Source organism: Rhodococcus sp. 3258 (assembly GCF_031456475.1).
Classification (GTDB): domain Bacteria; phylum Actinomycetota; class Actinomycetes; order Mycobacteriales; family Mycobacteriaceae; genus Rhodococcoides; species Rhodococcoides fascians.
In genome coordinates this window covers 1463527-1484608 of sequence record NZ_JAVDUT010000001.1, presented here as the reverse complement: position 1 = coordinate 1484608, position 21082 = coordinate 1463527, and the positions used below count along the sequence as shown (strand labels likewise).

Sequence of the window (21082 nt, the reverse complement as noted above, 5' to 3'; positions counted from 1 at the left end):
TGAGGACCGGATCCATCGTGTCGAGAGAGTTCAAGTGATGCACCTCACAATCTGTTGGGTCCACTATGGGGCGTCCAGCACAACGCGCGGTATGGGCGCTCCGCACAGAATGTTTGGGTGTCTGGGCACCAGTAACGGTCAAATCACCCTGTGATGTGGGCTCTGTGCGCAAAAATGGGCGGATGGCTTCTCCCGGGGTGCGTCGCGCTACGTCGCGATCCGCTGCGCGCGGCGCTGTGAAGCCCTCCGACCAGGAGAAGATTCGCGGTGCGTGGGCCGCGCTGTTACCGCGGGCGGATGCGATTGCCGACTCGATCACGCTGGCGCTGATAGAGCAGGAACCCGCGTACCTGGCAAGCACCACTCCTGACATCGCCGGCGAAATTCGTCGCAGTACTCGCGCGCACATCAGCCAGGGCCTACGCACGCTGTCCGGTCTTGCGGCCGCGGGCGACAACGCCCGAGAGGTATGGCGTCGCACCGGGAGAGAGCGTGCGCGCCAAGGCATTCCGATGGAGTTGGTGCTGAAGGCGTACACGCTCGGGAGTCGGACGCTGTGGGAAGAGTTGATGCTCGAGCGTGAACAATGCAGGTCCGTGATCGACGAGCATCTCCTGCTCGTCGCCGGCCAGCAGTTGTGGAGAGCGCTGGACAGTCAGTACGAAACTCTCGTCGAGGCGTACCGCCAGGAGAGCGCGCGTATGCAGCAGCGTGATCTCGCCAATGTGCTGGTGATCTTGGACGGTCTCCGGTCGGGCCGAGGCGGCGATCCGGCTTTCGTGATCGAGGCCCGCGCGACCCTCGGCCTGTCGGCCTCACAGCAGATCGCCTGCGTGGTCGGCCCGCTCGACGATCAGGGGTCGCCTCCGCTCCCCGCACCCGAGGACGCGATGGACCAGATCGGCGCAGTGTCCCACTGGAACACTCGGGACGGGCACCAATTCGCGCTCGTGGCACTCGGGACCGGATCGTGGAGATCGGTCATAGACGCCCTAGCCGCGCGGGCGGTCGGCCCGGTCGGTGTCGCGCATTCGCCCGAGGGCGTGGCGTCGTTCGCTGCGGCGTATCGCCTGGCGGCACTGACGGCCGAGACCATCACCGAAGACAGTGGCGTCGCGTTGGCGACGGACCGACTGCCGAGGGTGATCATGGCCGCCGACGATCAGTCGTCGGAACTGTTGGTTCGCCATGCGCTCGGCGCTCTGTTCACGCATCCGGAGCCGCACCGAGAAACGTTGCTCGACACGTTGGCGCACATGCTCGCTTCGGACGGTTCGCCCACCAACGCTGCGAAGGCGCTCTACTGCCATCGCAACACCGTCATCTACAGGGTGCGTCGAATCGAGGAGTTGACCGGGCGTGACTTGACCGATGCCCGCGACCGGCTTCTGCTCACTCTTGCGCTGGTCAGGACGGGACATTGGGCGCGGGCCGTGGAGCAGGACGACGGTTCGACGACCCACGGTTCATTCAATCGAATGAAATGACGATGGCAATTCCGAACTCGCTGTAACGAGTGGTTGAAGTCTGCATATATTCCGTGTGGCTCCGTACTGCTGCCTGACCCCCGACCCGGCAGCAGTGCGGGGCCTTTTGCGTGCGGCGCGTGCGAGGGTCTCAGAACGAGCGGTGCTGTGCGGTTTGCGTAAGCTCGTCCGCGGGGTACGCCGCGCAGCAGGCCGGAATATGAATCGACGGTCCTGGAAGGGTCGAATGTGAGCGAGGGCAACAGTAGGTCGGGTGACGCGCCGAAGGGTGCCGAGCCCCGCCCCGACGTACCGCCGTACGACACGCCGACCGAGGTGTTCGGGGCCATTCGCGACGACGCCGAGGAGCCGAAGCACGCAGAGCAGCCGGTACCCGAGGGCCAGGACGCCACGGAATCCGACGCGAACGAATCCGATGCGAACGAATCCGATGCGAACGAAGCAGACGCGAACGATGCCGAGCTGACGCAGGCCGAGGGAACCGAAGCCGATGGCACCGCCGAGGTCGACCGATCCGAGTCGGTTGCCGACCTCGATACCGCCAGTGATCCGGACGTCGAGCAGTTCGAACAAGGCGAATCTGCTGTACCCGGCGCGGACGCGCAGCCCGCACCGGTGGCAGACGAATCGCCGACGGTGGCGCAGCCCTTTGTTCTACCGTCCTCTTCTGACGCCGGGCAACCTCAGCCACCCGCCGAACCCCCCTTTACTCCCCCTGAGAACGGCTCGGCGGAGCACGACGGAGCCGGGTCCACGCCGCCGTGGAAGAAGATTGCCATTGGTACCGGCGCGGTGGTTGCCGTCCTCGGGTTGCTGTACGCGGCGGACTGGATTGCCTCCAGCGATCGGGTTCCGCGCGGTGTGACCGTTGCCGGTATCGAGGTAGGCGGCAAGAGTCATTCCGACGCCGAGGCCGTACTGCGTGCCGAATTGGGACCTCGGGCGGAGGAGCCGATTCAGGTGGGCATCGACGACCGGCAGGTCGAGGTGTTGCCTGCCGCGGCCGGGCTGGGAGTCGATTGGAACGCGACGCTCGATCGCGCGGGTACGCAGCCCATCAACCCGATCACGCGTCTGACATCGCTGTTCGGAAGCCGGGAGATCGGCGTCGTCTCGACCACCGACGAGCAGGCACTCTCGGTCGCCATCGACGGCCTGCGAGCGGAGACGGACCGTGCGCCCGTCGAAGGCGACGTCGTCTTCGAAGGTGCCACCCCGGTAGCCGTCGAACCGCTGGCCGGGCGAGTTCTGGACGCCGACGGGACGCGTCGAAACCTGCAGACCGAGTGGTCGACGGGTGCGACCGAGGTCGTCTACGAATCCACGCCTGTCACCGTGACGCAGGATGCGGTCGATCAGGCTCTGTCCAACGTCGCGGTCCCCGCAGTGTCGGCACCGGTGGTCATCGAAGGCCGACAGAACGTGGATGCGACGTTGCCGGTGGACCGTGTGGGTGAGGTCCTGCGCTTCGATCCGGACGGGCAGGGCGGCCTCACGCCGATCTACGACACCGGTATCGCCACCGGCATTCTCGCTCCGCAACTGGTCCGCACCGAAGTTCCGCCCAAGGACGCGTCGTTCACGTTCTCCGGCGGAGCTCCCACCGTCGTTCCCGGGGTGATGGGTGAGCTGGTCGAGTGGAACAAGACCCTCGAGCAGCTTCCCGCCCTGCTGGCTGCGGACGGTCCGCGCTCGACCGAGGCCGTCTACGAACCGGCGCCGCCTGCCCTCACCACTGAGGCGGCTGAGAATCTCGGCGTGCGAGAGGTGGTCGCGGAGTACACGACCGGAGGTTTCGAGTACGCGTCGGGCGTGAACATCGGGCTCACCGCGCAGATCGTCAACGGCGCGCTGGTCAAGCCGAAGGAGACGTTCTCGCTCAACGGGTACACCGGTCCGCGCGGGACCGCTCAGGGCTTCGTCGAATCGGGAATCATCGACAACGGTCGACCCGATCGTGCCGTCGGCGGCGGCATCAGCCAATTCGCGACGACTCTGTACAACGCGTCGTACTTCGCGGGCATGGAAGACACCGATCACACCGAGCACAGCTACTACATCAGTCGATACCCCGAGGCCCGGGAGGCGACGGTCTTCGAAGGTGCCATCGACCTGAAGTTCACCAACCCCAACGACACCGGCGTGGTGATCGAGTCGTTCGCGGATTCGTCCAGCGTCACCGTCCGGCTGTGGGGCACCAAAACCGTCGACGTCGAATCGATCACCGGGCCCCGGACGCGGCCCACCTCGCCCAATACCGTGACATTGCCGGCCGGTGCCGGCTGCGTCGCATCCGGCGGGGGACCGGGATTCACCGCCAGCGACACCCGGGTGATCAGCGACGCCGCGTCGGGCAGGGAGATCTCGCGCAACACCAGAACCGTGAAATACGACCCCATCCCGATCGTCAAATGCGTCCAGCCCGATCGTCCGGCTCCGACCCCCGAACCCGACGACCCCCCGCGCCCGAACGACGACGAGTGACGTCCTGTGCTCGACGTGTCACTTCGAATCACGCGGATTCGGACTGTGGCGTCGACGCTCGATCGGGTGTTTGCTGGATGTAGACGTATGCCCGGAACGAATGCCGCCGCGACGAGGTTGCAACAGTAGAGGTGCGCTCGGCACCGCACGATCGAAAGGGAGCATCCTCCATGACGCTCACACGCACCGTCCTCGATCAACAGACACTTCGTGAGGCGTACGCGCAGTTCCCCAGTGGCGTCGTGGCAATCGCTGCGAAAATCGACGGTGTCCTGGTGGGCTTGGCGGCCAGTAGCTTCGTGTCGGTGTCGATCGATCCGCCGTTGGTAGCGGTGTGCATCCAGAACACGTCGACCACGTGGCCGAAGCTGGAAGTTGCGCCGAACATCGGCGTCAGCGTGCTCGGGGAAGCACACAACGATGCCGTCCGCACTCTGGCTGCGAAGACCGGTGACCGCTTCGCCGGTCTCGACCTCACCGTCACCGACGGAGGCGCGGCCTTCATCGTCGGTGCCACCGCCTGGCTCGACACCACCGTCGAGCAACAAATCCCAGCGGGCGATCACGCAATAGTGTTGCTACGCATCCATTCCCTCGAAGTACAGAGTGAAGTGAATCCAATCGTGTTCCACGGCAGCAAGTTCCGCAAACTTCAGCAGTAACCGCTGTTCGACTTGGTTCGGCCCCCTTCAGCCTGTTCGGCCCGCCCACCGGTTCGGCCCTGTCCGCCCACCTTCGGCCTGTTCGGTTCGCCCACCGGTTCGGCCCTGTCCGCCCACCTTCGGCCTGTTCGGCCCGCCCACCGGTTCGGCCCTGTCCGCCCACCTTCGGCCTGTTCGGTTCGCCCTCCGGTTCGGCCCTGTCCGCCCACCTTCGGCCTGTTCGGTTCGCCCTCCGGTTTTCGCAAACGCGCGCGCACTTGCTGAACGCGCGCGAAATAGTGGCCCAATCGTGGGCAATTCTGCGCGCATCTGACAAATGCGCGCGCGTTTGTCGGATCGGTCTCGTGAAGTCGGCCGGCGACGCTTTGCCGAGCCGGTTCTCCTGGTGGTGCAGCTGCGCTTCGCTCGGTGCGGCCTCGTTTGCTCGTCCACCTGTTTCGGCTCCGTCTGCTTCGCAAACGCGCGCGCACGTGCTGAACGCGCGCGAAATAGTGGCCGAATAGTCGACAATTCTGCGCGCACCTGACAAATACGCGCGCGTTTGCGGGACTGACAGTTAGGCGAACTGGTACGCCGGTACCGGTATTCATCCACAAGCCCGGAGTTGTGCACAGTCGTCAACTTTCGAGCTCGACTCCGTCGACGCATGGCCGAGACTCGGAGCATGAAGGACGACCGAATGATTCGACGCTCCGAGGCGCTGGCAGACGGGAGCGCCGATCACGAGTTGCGCGCAATGTATGAGCGGGGTGGCTGGGAGCGTTTTGTGAATGGCGTCTACGTTCCGTCGTCGAGATTGGCCGGGCTGACAGAACAGGAGCGGCACAGACTGTTGATCGATGCGATTTTGCCGATCTTGTCCGGTGGTTACGTCGTCAGTCACCGTTCGGCTGCACTACTGCACGGATTACCCTTACCTACTGGCGGATTGGGCAAGGTTCACATCACCCGACACCGCCGCGGCGGCGGTCGTACGGATACGACTGTGACCGTGCACTGTGCACCGTCCTTATCGAGCGTAACGGTCGACGGTGTCTCGGTGACCTCGCTGGCTCGGACAGTGGTCGACCTTGCTCGAACCGAGACGCTGCTGTCTGCGGTAATCGCAGGTGACGTGGCGTTGAAGTGCTGTGACGAGAGTGAGCTCGACGCGGAGTTGCAGCGGGCTCGGGGCTGGAAAGGTGTGGCGCAGGCGCGACGAGCCGTGAACCTCATGGACGGGCGCAGTGAAAACCCCGGGGAATCGCAGAGTCGAATCATATTGCGCGAGGCTGGATTCGACGTCGAGTCTCAGGTGGAGATCCTGGATCCAAGTGGGCGATCGGTGGCACGGATCGATTGGATGGTCAATGGCCTCGTCGTGTGCGAGTTCGACGGTAAAGCCAAGTACACCAAGTACTTACGACAGGATGAGAACCCCGGCGACGTGGTGTTCAGGGAGAAGATACGGGAGGACGCGGTGCGCGATCTCGGCTATCCGGTGGTGCGCTGGACCTGGGCGGACCTGGCGAATCCAGCAGAGTTGGTGGCGCGCGTTGCCCGAGCTGTAGAACGGGCCGCTGCCCTGCCGGCACCGCGAGGGAGCGTGCGAATTACATCGAGTGGCGAGCAAACGCGCGCGCATTTGCCGAACGCGCGCGAAATCGCCTAACTATTCGGCAGAATCCGCGCGCATCTGACAAACGCGCGCGCGTTTGCGCCGCTACGCAGGCCGTCAACCAACCCACACCCGGCGCACAAACAACAACGGCCGCACCCGTGAACAGGTGCGGCCGTCGAAGGTTTCAGGGAATCAGAATGCTGCTTCGTCCAGTTCCATGATGTCGTTGTCGATGTTGGTGAGGATGGCGCGCGTGGCGGTGAGCTGCGGCAGGATGTTCTTGGCGAAGAACGAGGCCACTGCGATCTTGCCCTCGTAGAACGCCTTGTCCTTGCCCTCTGCGCCGTTGTCCAGTGCGGTGATGGCGATTTCGGACTGACGCAGCAGCAGCCAGCCGATGAGCAGGTCGCCGAAGCCCATGAGGAAGCGCACCGATGCCAGGCCGACCTTGTACAGCTCGGTGGGCTGGTCCTGGGCGCCCATGAGGTGCTGGGTCATCGAGGTGACGATGGCCTGGACGTCCTCGAGGGCGGTGGCGAGCAGTGCGCGCTCGGCCTTGAGGCGTCCGTTGCCTGCTTCGCTGTCGATGAACGACTTGATCTGTCCGGCAACGTGAGCCAGTGCTACGCCGCGGTCGCGGGCGATCTTGCGGAAGAAGAAGTCCTGCGCCTGGATGGCGGTGGTGCCCTCGTACAGCGAGTCGATCTTGGCGTCGCGGATGTACTGCTCGACGGGGTAGTCCTGCAGGAAGCCGGAGCCACCGAAGGTCTGCAGCGATTCGGCGAGCACCTGGTAGGCGATCTCCGAGCCGACGCCCTTGACGATGGGCAGCAGCAGGTCGTTGACGCGGTAGGCGATGTCTTCGTCGGCGTCCGAGACCTGCTTGGCGGTGATCGGGTCCTGGTGTGCGGCGGTGTAGAGGTACACCGCGCGCAGGCCCTCGGAGTACGCCTTCTGCATCATGAGGCTGCGGCGCACGTCGGGGTGGTGCGTGATGGTGACGCGCGGTGCGGTCTTGTCGGTCATCTGCGTCAGGTCGGCGCCCTGGACGCGTTCCTTGGCGTACTCGAGTGCGTTGAGGTAGCCGGTGGAGAGGGTACCGATTGCCTTGGTGCCCACCATCATTCGAGCGTGCTCGATGACGTCGAACATCTGCGCGATGCCCTTGTGGACCTCGCCGACGAGCCAGCCCTTGGCGGGGACGCCGTGGCCACCGAAGGTGAGCTCACAGGTGGCGGAGGCCTTGAGGCCCATCTTGTGCTCGACGCCGGTGACGAAGGCGCCGTTGCGCTCTCCCAGTTCACCCTTCTCGAAGTCGAAGAGGATGGATGGAACGAAGAACAGGCTCAGACCCTTGGTGCCCGGTCCGGCACCTTCGGGGCGTGCGAGCACGAGGTGGAAGATGTTCTCGAAGAGGTCGTCGGAGACGGCCGAGGTGATGAAGCGCTTGACGCCCTCGATGTGCCAGGAGCCGTCGTCCTGCTTGATCGCCTTTGTGCGTCCTGCGCCGACGTCGGATCCGGCGTCGGGCTCGGTGAGGACCATGGTGGCACCCCACTGGCGCTCGACGGCGACCTTGGCCCATTCCTTCTGCTCGTCGGTTCCGTTGTGGTACAGGATGTTTGCGAAGCCGGGGCCTGCGGAGTACATGAAGGCGGCGGGCTGCGAGCCGAGGAGCATCTCGTTGATGCCCCACAGGAGGTTACGAGGCGCTGCCATGCCGCCGACCTCTTCGTCGAGGCCGACGCGCCACCACTCACCGTCGGCGAGGGCCTTGTAGGACTTCTTGAAGGATTCGGGCAGCTTCAGGCTGTGGGTCTCGGGATCGAAGACCGGGGGGTTGCGGTCGGCGTCCGCGAAGGATTCCGCCAGGGGGCCCTCGGCCAGGCGTACTACCTCGCGCAGCATGTCACGGGCTACTTCACCGTCCATGTCGCCGAAGTTGTCGCCCTCGAGGGTCTCGTCGAGTCCGAACAGCTCGAAGAGATTGAATTCGAGGTCCCGGAGGTTGCTCTTGTAATGGCCCATTGCTCGTTCGCTCTCCAGTCGGTGGTGCGGTCTCGTGAGTACCGCCCAAGTTAGCTACTCGTCGGTAACTTAACGGATATTACCCCCGATCGGTTCCGCTGCCAAGGGCGGACCTACTCGCCAGTAATAGAGCGTCGATCGCTGTGCCGCCGGTCACGTCTCGATACCGGTTCTCGGCCGTGGTGACAGTGAGTCGGTCCCCGACGTCCGACGCCAGATCCTCTGGCGTGTACAGGATCTCGGGCTCCTGTGGACCGCCGACACCGTCGGTGATGTTCGACGAGTGATGGCCGAGAATCATGAGGATTCCATCAGGTTTCAACGCGGACATCGCAGCCGACACGGCTCGGCGTCGCTCGTCCGGGGGCAAATGGAGGTAGAACATGAGCACCAGGTCATAGTTGGGCTCGGTTGCCAGCTTCGTCACATCGGCGTGTATCCAGGTCAGGCGCTCGCGCACCGACCGCGGGGCCGACTCGGCCACTCGACTCGCCCGCGTCAATGCCACCGACGAGAAGTCGACGGCGTCCACGGTCCAGCCGCGCGTCGCGAGCCAGATGGCGTTGCGCCCTTGGCCGGCCGCCAGATCGAGGGCTCGACCGCGCGGGATTGTCGTCGCGACTTCGACCAACGTCGCGTTCGGAGCCTCGCCGTAGACGAGTTCTCGGCGTTCGTATTTGCGATCCCATTCGGCAGCGTCCACGCCGGAAGCCTAATGGGAACTGCTACAGCGTGGCCCGCAGCAACAGCACGTTGTAGTTCTGGAACACCGTCGCCAAGAAGTAGAGGTCGCGGCCCGTCGAGAACGGGTGGATGTACGGGGCGTAGATCGAGCTGATCTCGCGAGTGTCGACCAGTACCTCGGGTGGGCTGCACGGTCCGACGGGCGATGAGGAACGCCGCAGCACAATGGAATTGGCGTTGTCGGTGGTCATCATCAGGTACTGGCCCACAGCGGCGTTGTATGCAACCGACAGTTCGCCGACGCCGTCGACGATGGGTGCGGCCGCAGCGGGATCGCCCTTCTTCCACTCCTTACCCGTCCAATATTCGTATTCGCCGAGCCTTCTGATGTCCGCATCTCTGACGCGAGCGACGTGGCCGAGTGTGGAGCGACCCGGCGGTGTGCCGTACTGGTAGACGTATCCGTTGTCCTTCAGGTAGGCGCTTTGCTGGAAGTTTCGATCTCCGCCGGCGCTCGGCCTGTGGGTCTCGGGTAGTGCGGCCCAGTTTTCTCCGTTGTCGGTCGAGGCGGCGAGGCCGGAGAAGTTGGTGTCCCAGGTACCTGCGGGCCCCCAGTTCTTGACCGACATGAGGTTGAGGTACTGGGTGTCGCCCACGGCGACTCCGGCGGTGGGGATTCGGCTGATTTCGACGAAGGGGATCTTGGGGCTGGGGACGACTTCTTTGGTTTGTCCGACGGCGTCCTTGACGACACTGTCGAAGTTCATGCCGTCGGCGAGGTTTCGGTCGTTGCTGCGGACGATGGCGTTGCTGCGCCAGGACCAGAGGCTGCCTTGCAGGAGGTTGGGGACGCCGACGCCTGCGGTGTCGCCGAAGGCGGTCAGGACCTCGCCTCGGCCGTTGTCCCACATGATGCCGAGGTCGGTGCCGATCATGTTGACGTTCTGGGTCATGTTCGGGCTCGACATTCCGGTCACCTGGGCGACGGCCTGTGCGCGGCCGTGCAGTTGCGGTAATCCAAATGTTCCGTTGAGACCGGCGATGGGGTTGATCGCGTTGGGGTCGGCGAGGGCCGTTGGTCCTGTGACCAGCACCGATGCGGTCACCGTCAGTGCTGCGACTGTCAGGACTCTGGATCCCACGCGTGGCAAAATTGCCCCGTTTCATGGTGTTTCCCCGATAACACCTCGGAACCATAGCAGCGGTTTGTTATAGGTGGGGTAAATCGACTCGAGCCTGGTTTCGCGAATCGGGCGAATGCACCTCCGTGTCGTAATCTGGACACCGTGAGTGATCTACCCGATTCCCAACTGGCGCGGGATCTGTCCGTCAGTGCGATGCGGCTGAATCGGAGACTGCGTCTGCGGCATTCGAGCGACCGGTTGCCGGTGGCTCAGTTGTCGATTCTGACGACGTTGCTTCGTGAGGGTCCGATGACGACCGGTGAACTGGCTTCCCGGGAGCGAATCAAGCCGCCGTCGGTGTCGCGGTCGTCGCATCAGTTGGTCGAGGCCGGCCTGATTGTCCGTGAGCCGCACCCGACCGACGGCAGGCAGGTGGTGCTGCAGTTGACCGAGGCGGGCGTTGCGACTGCTCGCGACGAAGTGGCGTCTCGCGAAATCGCTCTCGCCGAACAGTTGGACGAGTTGTCGGCTCGGCAGCGGGAAACGTTGGCCGCAGCGTCGGCAATCCTGATCGAATTGGTCGATCGAGTCGACTGAGACCGTCAGTTCTCGTGTTGAACTTCGCGATCGAGACCGTCGATATTCCACTCGATGGTGGATCCGAGTTCCTCGGAATCTCCTCGGTGCGCGACGCGGCCGAGGACGGTGGCGACTATTGCAGCGCACACCATCCAGACGACTACGCCTATCAGCAACCCGGTCATGGACACTTTGTAGCACTGATGTCTGAGAAATCGCCGTGAAACGGTGGTTATGAAGTGTTGCTGTTCGATATACATCGCGTGCGGTCCGGCAAATGCGACAAAGTGAAGCTTCTTGTTCCCCAACAGATGTAGAGACCCGACGGATTGTTTTCGTGTCCTTCTCGAAAACAAAAATCAATGAGTTTTGCGTAATTGTTCGACGACTCGGCGAAAGCGACTGTTCGGTGTGCACATATTCGACACCACATCGAGATCGGACTCGAAATCCACATCTCGCAATTGCGACACCATGGTGACCTCGGCACCCGCAGCGGTCAGTGCCACCAGAGTGTCGTCGCCCGTCGACGGTGCTGACATCGGTACGTTCAGCAATGCCCGGGCCTGAGCAGGATTCCGTAGACCCAGGATCCACCAACCGCCGTCCTCGGCGGCACCGAGTAGATCGGTGTCGGCCAGCAGCGCGGCTGCGTCGCTGAGCAGTCGCCCGGTGACCTGCGGGGTGTCCATTCCGATCTGAAGTACCGCACCCGCGGGTGCGGCGTCGGCGTGCGCATTCGCCAGCCGTTCGCCCAGTCCGTCGCCGCGCTGCGGGATCACGGTGAACGACGCGAGGGCTCGGGTGAGTTCCTCGGCGCGGGCCGCGTCGTGAAGATGGCCGGTGAGGGCCACGACGCGGTGGTCGACGTCCGCTGCCGCGACGGCGTCGAGGGTGTCCAGCAGTGCGGCAGCTGCCACCTCGGCGGCGGCCGCGTCGCCGATCGTGGCGGCGAGACGAGTCTTGGCAAGTCCTGGAACGGGCGCTTTGGCCACGACGAGGGCGGTGACGGTCACGAGAGCACCTTCCAGAAGTCGCGCACGGCCACGATGGTGCCGCGGACCGAGCCCGAGACCTTGGACGTGCCTGCGGTTCGTGGTCGGTAGTCCACGTCGTGTTCGACGACGGTCCAGCCGGCCTCGGCCGCGAGCACGAGCAGCTGCAGCGGGTAGCCGGAGCGTCGGTCGGTGACATCGAGGTCGAGTAGTGCTTGTCGGCGGACCGCTCGGATGGCACCGAGGTCATGTACGGGCAAGTTGTACTTGGTCCGAAGTCGAAGAGACAGAACGGCATTGCCTATTTTTGCGTGCAGCGGGGAACTTCCCTTGGCGGGCCGGCGACGGCCGACGGCCAGGTCTGCGCTGTCCAGTGCAGCCACCAGGATGGGTAGGTCGCGTGGGTCCATCGAGCCGTCTCCGTCGAGCACGCAGACGATATCGGTGTCGGCGGCGAGGACGCCCGCGTGCACGGCGGCTCCGTATCCAGGCACGGTTTCCGCTACCACTGCCGCGCCGTGGGCGGCTGCCACCGCGGCGGTGGCGTCGGTCGAATTGTTGTCCACGACGATCGTTCGATATCCCGGCGGGATCGAATCCAGCACGGCCGGAAGCGATTCGGCTTCGTTCATGCAGGGAATGACGACGGTGACCGATCCGGGCTCAGACACGGGGTGGGCCCGTTCCCTCGGCGTCGCGCAACGGTGCATCGGCGAACGCGGTGAGACCGTCCTGCGGCAGGATCTGCGCGCGAAATCCCAGAACCTCTTCTGCCAACTGCGGACTGGCGACGATGTGCCGTACGTCCCCGGCTCGGTACTGGCCGGTGACCTCGGGGGCTGGTCCACCCCTGGCGTCGGCGAGAACGGACGCCACCTCCCCGATGGTGATCGGATGACCCGAGCACACGTTGAGCGCGGTGAAGCCGTCCAGTTCGGCGGAGATGGACGCGATGTTCGCTGCTGCCACGTCGTGCACGTGGACGAAATCGCGGGCTTGCTTGCCGTCCTCGTAGACCGTGGGCGGCTTCCCGAGTTCGAGCGAGGACCGGAACATTGCCGCCACACCGGAATACGGGGTGTTGCGCGGCATGTGCGGGCCGTACACGTTGTGGTAGCGCAGCGCGACGACGGAACCACCGGTCGACAGTGCCCACGCCGAGGCGTAGTTCTCCTGCGCCAGTTTGCTCGCTGCGTAGGTGCTGCGCGGTTGCAGCGGTGAATCCTCCTCGACCAGTAGCCAATCGAGTGGCTCGCCGGACGCAGGGTCTCGGTTGTCGAACAGTCCGGCGTCCAGATCGGCTCGGGTACGCGGTCGCGGGACGACGGTCTCGCCGGAGGAATTGAGGTAGCGCCCTTCGCCGTAGACCACCATCGACGATGCCAGTACCAGGCGGGAACACCCTGCCTCGTACATCGCCGCGAGCAGGACTGCGGTTCCGAAGTCGTTGTGGCTGGCGTATGCCGGCGCGTCCGCGGCGTCGACGCCTGCGCCGACGACAGCAGCCTGATGGCACACGACATCCACACCGCGTAGCGCTTCGACGAGTGAATCCTTGTCTCGCACATCCAGATCGGTGATGCCCTCGGCTGTCGCGCCGGGTCCGTGGGCCGAACCCAACATGGCGTCGACGGCGACCATCTCGAAATCGGTGTCGCGCGCTGCGTCGAGGATGTGGCCCCCGATGAATCCGGCTGCGCCGGTGAGCAGTACGCGAGTCATGGCAGCTCGACCGGCAGTGTGACTCCGGCGTGCACCCGACAGTGGGGGCACTCGCCGGTCGGCGCGTCGCGCACTGCGGATCGGACGAGCGCCTTGAGCGGTTCGATGTTCTTCTGGAATTCGGCGAACACGTCCACTGCTTTGACTCCCTGACCGGATTCGATCCCGGCGTCGAGGTCGGTCACCAACGCTATCGGCGCGTAACAGAGTTCGAGTTCGCGGGCCAGGACGGCTTCGGGATGACCGGTCATGTTCACCAGTGTCCAACCTTGGCGCGCGAACCACTTGCTCTCGGCGCGAGTGGAGAACCGGGGACCCTCGACGACCACCATGACACCGCCGTCGACCGCGGACCCCTGGACGGCCGCGCTGCGCAGCTCCCCGCAGTAGGGATCGGCGAATTCGACGTGGATGCCGCCGTTGTCGAAGTAGGTCTGGGTACGGCCGGACGTCCGATCGACGAGTTGATCCGGAATCACGACGGTTCCCGGACCGTATTCGGCCACCAACGATCCCACGGCACACGGGGCGAACACGCGGCTGACACCGAGCATGCGCAGCGCCCACATGTTGGCCCGATACGGCAGGGTGTGCGGCGAGTATTCGTGAGCGCGGCCGTGTCGAGGTAGAAAGGCAACTCGTCGTCCTTCCACCTCGCCGACGGTGATCGGTGCGCTCGGTGATCCGTAGGGCGTGTCCAGCTCGATCTCTTCGGCGTCGTCGGCGAAGAACGAGTAGAAGCCACTGCCGCCGATCACCGCGATCTCGGCCTGTAACCCCGCTTGCGTGTTCATCTACCCATCCTCCATCACCGTCGGTCGATATGCTGGTCCGAAACCGTGTTCGTCTTCAAGTCCGCAGGGAGAAAACACTATCCGTTACTGGAGAGAAGCCGTCGCCGGTGCGCTGGCCGTCGTGCTCGTTGCCGTCGCGTTCGTCGTTCCGTATCTGGGCAACGAGATCGTCACCCCGATCATCAACAGAACACCGCAGCAGGTGCGCGATTTCGCCGACGCCGCACCGCTGTTCGGTTTTCGTGAGGTTCATGTCGGATGGGGAACGCCGTTCGCCGTCCTCATCGCGGTGGCGACCGTGCTGTGGGGACCGACCGTGGCTCGACGCCTGTCCTGGACGCGGCTGTTGTTCGTCGTCTGGGGTGCGTCGGCGGCGTGGACGATGGCGCTGGCGATGGTCGACGGTTGGAAGCGTGGGTTCGTCGACCGGTTGGCCTCGACGGACGAGTACCTGCACGAGGTGCCCGGCATCACCGACATCCCCGCGACACTGCGCGGATTCTCCGAGCGCATTCTGGATTACCAGGCGGATTCGTGGACCACTCACGTCTCGGGCCATCCGCCCGGTGCGCTGCTGACGTTCGTCTGGCTCGACCGTCTCGGTTTGAGCGGCGGGGCCTGGGCGGCAACGCTGTGCGTGTTGGTGGGAACCAGTGCCGCAGTTGCTGTGGTTCTCACGCTGGGTGTTCTGGGCGACGAGGACATGGCCAGGCGCGCAGCACCGTTCGTGGCGATCGCACCGGCAGCGATCTGGATCGCCGTCTCCGCCGACGCGTTCTATGCCGGGGTCGCGGCGTGGGGTATCGCGCTGCTGGCGGTCTCGACGAAGCGCTGGCTGTGGCCCGCATCCATCGGTGCGGGAGTGCTTCTCGGGTTCGGAATCTATTTGAACTACGGCCTGGTGTTGATGGGTCTGCCGGCGGTCGCGGTGCTGATAGCGGGCCGAAAGGTTCTGCCGTTCCTCGGCGCGGTGATCGGTGCCCTGCTCGTTGCTGGGATCTTCACGGCGTACGGATTCTGGTGGTACGACGGGTACGAGCTGGTGCAGGAGCGGTACTACCAGGGCATCGCCAAGGATCGTCCGTTCGAGTACTGGGGCTGGGCGAACTTCGCTGCACTGTTCTGCGCGCTCGGCATCGCTGTGCCCGCGGCGTTCCCACGCATCGCCGCGCGGGTGCAGCCGATCAACCTGTTGGTGCTCGGCGGCCTCGCGGCGGTGGTGATGGCCGATCTGAGTCAGCTGAGCAAAGCGGAGACGGAGCGAATCTGGCTGCCGTTCGCGATGTGGATGTTGATCGCCCCGGCGGTGCTGCCGCGTCGAACACATCGATTCTGGTTGGCGCTGCAGGTGATCGGGGCCTTGGCCGTCAATCATCTGCTGTTCACGAATTGGTGAGCGGAGCCGGAGTCATCTGCGCGAACCAGCGGCCGTCGATCGGAGCCACGTCCACCATCTGCAAGCCGGCGGCGCGGGCGAGGTCGGCGGTGGCGTCGGCGCTGACACTCGACCAGGCGAACCAGTCGCCGACCATGGTGTCGGTTTCCCAGCGGACGGTGCGGTGCCGAATCCCGGAGTCACTCGGTTCGTCCACCTCGGCGATGATGGCTCCGTGTGGTGCCAGCAGATCGGCGGCTCGGCGTAGCAGGCGCACCGGATCCCCGCCGATGCCGATGTTGCCGTCGGCGAGCAGCACACACGACCACGTGCCGGTGCCGGGCAGAGGCTCGAAGAGGTCACGGAGAACGGCGTTTCCGCCGCGGCCGATGGTCAGGTCGACGGCAGCCTTCGACGTGTCGACGCCGAGCGCCGAGAGTCCTCGTCGGGCAAGAGCTTCGGTCAGCCGGCCGGGTCCGCATCCGAGATCGATGGTGGACCCGGTACATCGGCTGATCATGGCGTGGTCGGCTCGGCGATCCTCTTCCGAGGATGCGCTTCCGCCCATCCAGCGGGCCGTGGGCAGACGTTCTCTCGAGCCGTCGGAATCGCCGATCCAGCAAGGCAATCCAGCGGCGGCGCGGTGGAAAAGGGTGTCTGCGGTGACGCTCATGTTCGGCTCCGTACCACGGTGAAGCGAATGAAGTAGACGACGGCGCTGGCGGCGAACAACACCGTTGTCAGAACCAGCCATCGTTCCAAGAAGGGGTCTTGGGTCAAACCTGTTGCCGCACGATAGGTCTCCGCGCCCTGGGACAGTATTCCGGGGAAGAACATCAAGAACGTCAGCGCTGTGCCGAGGGCCGGGACGCGAATGTAGTTGATGGGCGAGACGGTCAGCTGTAGTCGTCCGAGCCCGGTGAGAAGGCGATCGGCCGCCGAGTACAGCGGGAACAGGACCGCGTCGTGCAGCAGTACCGATCCGAAGAACCAGACGGCGATGGAATGCCACCAGATGTCGCTGTTCCACAACGTTTTCGGCCCGGCGATGTGGACGACGTAGCCGACCAGCGCGAAAGAGAGCAGCAGGCCGACGGCATGCAGAGGGTGGCCACCGTATATCCGTCGGAAGGCTCTCATTCCCGGTCCCCTGTCGCGTTTTACGAAACGTCTGTGAAAGCACCAGAGCGCGAGCAGCACCGACGTCGTCGGTGACTGCCCGCGCACGGGTTCAGGAGCTGATTATGCGGCGGTCTTGACCGTGATGGTCGCAACGCCGACGAGCAGTCCCGGGGTGACAGCGTCGGTCTTGAACGTGTCGTTGAGCAGTCCGGCTGCGGTCTCCGAGATCTTCACCTGCGTGCCCTGCAGGATGGCGGTGTTCTCGGGGCCGGTTGCCAACGGCTGCAGGGTGCGGCCGTCGAGGTCGAACAGCACGGCGTCGGCAGCAGCCTCTTCGCCGTTGACCGTGACGTCACCGGTGAGCAGCGACGTGCCCGGGTCGATGTCGAAGTTGGTCAGCTCGACCACGGTCTCGCCTGCGGTCAGCGACAATCCGCTGCCGTCGTGGTTGATCTCGCCCTGCACGTAGGGGTCGACCGTGCCGGGCTCCCAGTACTTGACGTCGCCACCGGTGATCGGGAAGCGAATGGAACCGTCTGCGAGAGTTGCGGTTCCGACTACGCCCGGCGTGAGGCCGAGGGTGGTCAGTGCGCCCAGGAAGCCGGGGTCGAGAGCAACTGCGGTGTCGACGCCGTTGCTGAGGTCGGCGACCTCGGCTGCGGGCTCGGGGGTGCTCTCGGTGGTCTCCATGGCCGACGATTCCGAGGAGGTGGCTGCGTCGGTGGTGCTGGATGCGTCGTCGCTGGAGCACGCGGCGAGCGGGACGATGGTGAGTGCACCGATTGCGGTGGCGGCCAAAGCTTTACGAACAGTGAACATGTCGGTCAACCTTCCGTGCTCGTCTCTCGAGCGTTGTGGGTTATTCGGCGCTGCTTGCCGATCGGATGGGTCTTCATCGCGATGCCTGCATTGAAGCGGTGCCGACCTGTTACCCCACGGTGTGAACGGTCAAACCAGACATGTTCACGTTCGGCTCAGCCCAGGATCAGATCCGCGGCTCGTTCGCCGATGATCACCGACGGTGCATGGGTGTGGCCGCGGATGATGCTGGGCATGATCGATGCGTCGGCGACCCGGAGTCGGTCGACACCCCGAACCCGCAGCGCGGCATCGACGACGCTGCCGGCATCGTTGCCCATCCGCGCGGTGCCCACCGGGTGGTACAGAGTGTGCGCGTTCTGCTCCAGGGCCTCGGTGAGTAGATCCGCCGGGGAGATGTTCGACGCCACCCTGGGGCGTACGACGTCCCCGAGCTGGCCCTTCAGGGACGGGGTCTCCGACAGCGCGACGCATACGCGCAGTCCCTCGATCATGGCCTTGCGGTCCATGCCGTCGGGGTCGCTGAGGTAACGCGGCTCGACGATGGGCTTGGCCAGGGGGTCGGCGGACCGGAGCGTGATCTCGCCTCGGCTCTTGGGTTGCAGCAGGACTGTGCCGATGACCGCGGCGTGCGCGTCGGCGGCGATCAGGCCTTCGTCGAAGAACGGGGCCGGGCCGAAGATGAGTTCGAGGTCCGGCAGCGGCAGATCTTCGCGGCTCCGGATGAAGCCGTATGCCTCCGCGACGTTGGAGGTGAGCATGCCGCGTCGGCGCGCGAGATAGTTGATGAGCTCGGGAATCTTCTCGGCATGGAACAGGGAGTCCTTCTCGGTCTTCCATCCGATGAGGGCAGCCAGGTGGTCGAGAAGGTTCTGCCCGACGTCCGGCGAGTGGTGCCGGACGGCGATGCCGTGGGCTGCGAGCTGCTCCTTGTCTCCGATGCCGGAGAGCATCAGCAGCTGCGGTGTGTTGATGGCTCCGCCGGACAGAACGACTTCCTTGTGTGCGCGCACCGTATGGGTGACGCCGTCGGAGGTGTATTCGACGCCGACGGCGGCGCTGCCCTCGAAGAGAACCCGGGTGGCCTGTGCCTCGGTGAGGACGGTGAGGTTGGTGCGCTTCTTCGCCGGGCGAAGGTAGGCGTCGGCGGTGCTCCAGCGGGCGCCGCGTTTCTGGTTGACCATGGTGCGGCTGAAGCCCGTGGGTTCGGGCAGGTTGGGGGTTTCCACCGAGTAGCCGGCTTCCTCGACGGCGGAGAGGAAGGACGAGGTGAGCGGGCGTGAGCTGCGCTGGTGGGACACGATCAGTGGCCCGCCGGTTCCGGCGTCCAGTTCTGTTGTGCCCTCGATGTTCTCGATCTTGCGGAAGTATCCGACGAGGTTGCGGAATGACCACGAGTCGTCGGAGTTGGCCGCCCACTCGTCGTAGTCGGCGGCGAATCCGCGTACCCACATCATGGCGTTCATCGACGAGGAGCCGCCGAGCATCTTGCCGCGCGGCCAGTAGATGCTGCGGTCGCGTAGCCCCGGCTGCGGTTCGGTGAGGTAGTCCCAATCGACCTCGGTACGAAAGAGTTTGGAGAAGGCCGCGGGGATGTGGGCGAACTTGTTCTTGTCTTCCGGGCCTGCCTCGAGCAGGATCACGCTGTTGCGGGGATCGGCGCTGAGCCGGTTGGCCACCACTGCGCCGGCCGAGCCCGCGCCCACGACGATGTAGTCGGCGGTTGTGTTCCGTGTGCTCATGATTGTCCTCAGGGTTCGTCGGCAGCTGTCGTTGGACGCTGCTCAGCCGCGCAGGGCGGAGGCGAATATTGCCGGGAGTTTGGTCCAGGACGGTGCTCCGGCGAATGCGGTGAGCAGTTTCCCGGTCGATGCTGCGGTTTTGTTGGTGACGAACCACGGCGGCTTGGGGGAGATGGACATCTCTCCGCTGATCAGCGACCTCGACAGTGGGCGGAAGGGTCCGCGTACCACGGTTCGTTCGGCACCGTCGATCAGTAATGCGTTGTGCACGATGCCGATTCCGCTCTGCACATCGTCGACGGTATGGCCGGGGAACGCGCCCCAGGTTGCCGATGCGGTGAGGAATCCGAGGGCGGTCCAGGCATTGACGGCGATGGTGCCGTACCGCAGGTCTGCAAGCATGGAGTCGAACTTCTCACCGAGTTCCTTGATGGTGCTCGGCGTGCCGATGATGTTGATGCCGAGGGTGCCGGTGAACTCCTCGTTGGCCGTCTGGACGGCCTTGGCGGCGAATGCTGCTCCGCTGTAGGGCAACTCGATGACGCCCATCACGGGTGCGAAGTACTCGGTCTGCAGGAGCGGTGCGTACTCGCCCGGATCGAGGTCGGTGATGAGCACACGGCCACCGCCGTCGCCGAGCCGTTCGGCCGACGGGTACGTGGCGGTGGCGTCGGACACGCGTCTGTCGCTGCCCGGGTAGTAGGGGGCGCGGGCCGGTGCCCGGTCGAGTGCGGCGCGCAGGGCTGCGATGAACTCGTCGCGCTGCTTCCATTCCGAGGACAGCACGACGACCTGCGAAGCGACACAGTTGTATCCGCTGTTGTGCAGTCGCTGGGTGGCTACGTGTTCGGCTTGGAACTCGATGTCCGCGCGGCTCCACTCGCCCGGCAACACGATGGTGGGCGAGACGCCACCGAGTTCACTGGAGATCTCCTTGGTCAGGATCGGCCGGTTCGCCGCCTTACGGGCGGCACCGTCGGGTCCCGGGCCGAAGACGATGGCGTCGTGGGTGATTGCGCTGCCCGTCATATGGACGTGGTCGACGCGATCGTGGTTGACCAGGTAGGTGCCGACGTCGGCTCCACCGGTGAGCAGACGCAGCGCGCCGATGTCCACCAGTGGGGCGAGGATCTTCTCGAAGACCGGCAGCAGTGGGTCCATGATGGGGTTGAGCTTGAGCGCGACGACGCGGTTGAAGGCGATCAGTTCGTACAGGGCGTCGAGCGGGGCGATCGAGGTGATGTTGCCCGCGCCCAGGACGACGCCGACGCCCGCGGTGCGCGTCGGGTCGAGTTGGGCGAGGCCTGCGGTGCGCTGTGCGGTGGCACGGTCGATTCCCGGCCGGAGCCATACCTCGGCACTGAAGCCGTTGAGCAGTAGCTTCTCGAAGTTGTTGAGCGGCAACACCGATACGGTCGTTCGTCCGCCCGGGGCTGTTCCGAACTTCGCTCCGGCCAGCGGGCTGCCGCCTGCCTCGAGCGCGGAGAGGGTGTGCGCGAGCGTGCCGAGACCGCCGAGAAGCGAGTACGGGCCGGAGAGCCATTCCTCACCGAGCAGGTTGGACGAGGGGTCGAGGCCCTTGACCGACGCGGCGGCGGTGACCCACTCCTGCGCATGCGTCGTGGTGAGGGCGTGCATGCGCTCGAGCAGCGCCCGGCGGTCGGCCAGGCCGAGCCTGCCCCAGGTCTGTTCGCCTGCGTCGAGGTCGGCAAGAGCGGTATCGACCGCCTGGGAGGCGTCCGGTCCGTTCGTCGGTACAGGCTGCAGATGCGGGGTGACTTCGCTGGTCAACTTTTCGTCTCCACTCGTCGTTCGGATACACGGCTTCGAGTGTGATTCTGGTCGCATTCGGGGCGGCAGGCTAT

At 65.0% G+C, this 21082-nt stretch carries 19 protein-coding genes; 6 read left to right on the top strand and 13 right to left on the bottom strand.

Translation table 11 applies throughout. The annotated features are described in order from the left end of the window. Window positions 1-182 precede the first annotated feature (182 nt). The 4 genes from J2X62_RS06905 (at window position 183) to J2X62_RS06890 (ending at window position 6284) form a co-directional block, all read left to right on the top strand. Entirely contained in the window at window positions 183-1487 is a 1305-nt protein-coding gene (locus J2X62_RS06905; protein ID WP_052053499.1) for a CdaR family transcriptional regulator, read from the top strand. Between the two features lie 228 nt (window positions 1488-1715). Beyond that, window positions 1716-3971 carry a VanW family protein gene (locus J2X62_RS06900; RefSeq protein ID WP_310178988.1) on the top strand — a complete coding sequence of 752 codons (2256 nt, stop codon included), beginning with the start codon at window positions 1716-1718 and terminating at the stop codon, window positions 3969-3971. A gap of 170 nt (window positions 3972-4141) precedes the next feature. Then, window positions 4142-4633: a flavin reductase family protein gene (locus J2X62_RS06895; RefSeq protein ID WP_027495391.1), complete on the top strand. Its 492-nt coding sequence runs from the start codon at window positions 4142-4144 to the stop codon at window positions 4631-4633. A gap of 664 nt (window positions 4634-5297) precedes the next feature. Next, a complete protein-coding gene (locus tag J2X62_RS06890) occupies window positions 5298-6284 on the top strand; it encodes a hypothetical protein (protein WP_201010115.1) in 987 nt (328 codons plus the stop codon). Between the two features lie 141 nt (window positions 6285-6425). Here J2X62_RS06890 and J2X62_RS06885 read toward each other — a convergent pair whose 3' ends face one another. From J2X62_RS06885 to J2X62_RS06875, 3 genes are all read right to left on the bottom strand, one after another. Continuing rightward, a complete protein-coding gene (locus tag J2X62_RS06885) occupies window positions 6426-8261 on the bottom strand; it encodes an acyl-CoA dehydrogenase (protein WP_032367086.1) in 1836 nt (611 codons plus the stop codon). Window positions 8262-8340: 79 nt separating this feature from the next. Beyond that, window positions 8341-8964 (bottom strand): bifunctional 2-polyprenyl-6-hydroxyphenol methylase/3-demethylubiquinol 3-O-methyltransferase UbiG, encoded by a 624-nt coding sequence (locus J2X62_RS06880; RefSeq protein ID WP_201010114.1) that lies wholly within the window; start codon window positions 8962-8964, stop codon window positions 8341-8343. Window positions 8965-8986: 22 nt separating this feature from the next. Beyond that, window positions 8987-10087, bottom strand: a complete 1101-nt coding sequence (locus J2X62_RS06875; RefSeq protein ID WP_310178979.1) for a DUF4185 domain-containing protein — start codon at window positions 10085-10087, stop codon at window positions 8987-8989. A 144-nt stretch (window positions 10088-10231) separates the two neighbouring features. Between J2X62_RS06875 and J2X62_RS06870 the strand changes: the two genes are divergently transcribed. Continuing rightward, the gene (locus J2X62_RS06870; RefSeq protein ID WP_032367083.1) at window positions 10232-10666 is read left to right on the top strand and encodes a MarR family winged helix-turn-helix transcriptional regulator; all 435 of its coding nucleotides are present in this window, start codon (window positions 10232-10234) and stop codon (window positions 10664-10666) included. 5 nt (window positions 10667-10671) lie between these two features. On the opposite strand, the gene J2X62_RS06865 is transcribed toward J2X62_RS06870, so the two are convergent. The 5 genes from J2X62_RS06865 to J2X62_RS06845 all read right to left on the bottom strand — a co-directional run bounded on the left by J2X62_RS06865 (window position 10672) and on the right by J2X62_RS06845 (window position 14159). Continuing rightward, complete coding sequence (locus J2X62_RS06865; protein ID WP_167328661.1) at window positions 10672-10833, bottom strand: hypothetical protein; 162 nt, start codon at window positions 10831-10833, stop codon at window positions 10672-10674. 174 nt (window positions 10834-11007) lie between these two features. Continuing rightward, window positions 11008-11664: a DUF2064 domain-containing protein gene (locus J2X62_RS06860; protein WP_310178977.1), complete on the bottom strand. Its 657-nt coding sequence runs from the start codon at window positions 11662-11664 to the stop codon at window positions 11008-11010. After that, complete coding sequence (locus J2X62_RS06855) at window positions 11661-12353, bottom strand: glycosyltransferase family 2 protein (RefSeq protein WP_310178975.1); 693 nt, start codon at window positions 12351-12353, stop codon at window positions 11661-11663. Before J2X62_RS06855 ends, J2X62_RS06860 begins: the two co-directional genes overlap by 4 nt. After that, a complete protein-coding gene (locus tag J2X62_RS06850) occupies window positions 12307-13365 on the bottom strand; it encodes an NAD-dependent epimerase/dehydratase family protein (protein WP_310178971.1) in 1059 nt (352 codons plus the stop codon). Before J2X62_RS06850 ends, J2X62_RS06855 begins: the two co-directional genes overlap by 47 nt. Beyond that, the gene (locus tag J2X62_RS06845) at window positions 13362-14159 is read right to left on the bottom strand and encodes an S-methyl-5'-thioadenosine phosphorylase (RefSeq protein WP_310178969.1); all 798 of its coding nucleotides are present in this window, start codon (window positions 14157-14159) and stop codon (window positions 13362-13364) included. Before J2X62_RS06845 ends, J2X62_RS06850 begins: the two co-directional genes overlap by 4 nt. Window positions 14160-14271: 112 nt before the next feature. On the opposite strand from J2X62_RS06845, the gene J2X62_RS06840 reads away from it, so the two are divergent. Then, a complete protein-coding gene (locus tag J2X62_RS06840; RefSeq protein WP_205912728.1) occupies window positions 14272-15555 on the top strand; it encodes a hypothetical protein in 1284 nt (427 codons plus the stop codon). Here the strand turns inward: J2X62_RS06840 and J2X62_RS06835 are convergent. The 5 genes from J2X62_RS06835 to J2X62_RS06815 all read right to left on the bottom strand — a co-directional run bounded on the left by J2X62_RS06835 (window position 15542) and on the right by J2X62_RS06815 (window position 20984). Continuing rightward, window positions 15542-16207 carry a methyltransferase domain-containing protein gene (locus tag J2X62_RS06835; RefSeq protein ID WP_032367078.1) on the bottom strand — a complete coding sequence of 222 codons (666 nt, stop codon included), beginning with the start codon at window positions 16205-16207 and terminating at the stop codon, window positions 15542-15544. The genes J2X62_RS06840 and J2X62_RS06835 overlap by 14 nt on opposite strands. Continuing rightward, entirely contained in the window at window positions 16204-16674 is a 471-nt protein-coding gene (locus J2X62_RS06830) for a hypothetical protein (protein WP_027495403.1), read from the bottom strand. The genes J2X62_RS06835 and J2X62_RS06830 overlap by 4 nt, the downstream gene beginning before the upstream one ends. A gap of 102 nt (window positions 16675-16776) precedes the next feature. Continuing rightward, complete coding sequence (locus tag J2X62_RS06825) at window positions 16777-17475, bottom strand: hypothetical protein (RefSeq protein ID WP_032367076.1); 699 nt, start codon at window positions 17473-17475, stop codon at window positions 16777-16779. Between the two features lie 155 nt (window positions 17476-17630). Beyond that, window positions 17631-19217, bottom strand: a complete 1587-nt coding sequence (locus tag J2X62_RS06820; protein ID WP_310178960.1) for a GMC family oxidoreductase N-terminal domain-containing protein — start codon at window positions 19215-19217, stop codon at window positions 17631-17633. Window positions 19218-19259: 42 nt separating this feature from the next. Then, window positions 19260-20984: an aldehyde dehydrogenase family protein gene (locus J2X62_RS06815; RefSeq protein WP_052057490.1), complete on the bottom strand. Its 1725-nt coding sequence runs from the start codon at window positions 20982-20984 to the stop codon at window positions 19260-19262. Window positions 20985-21082 lie beyond the last annotated feature (98 nt).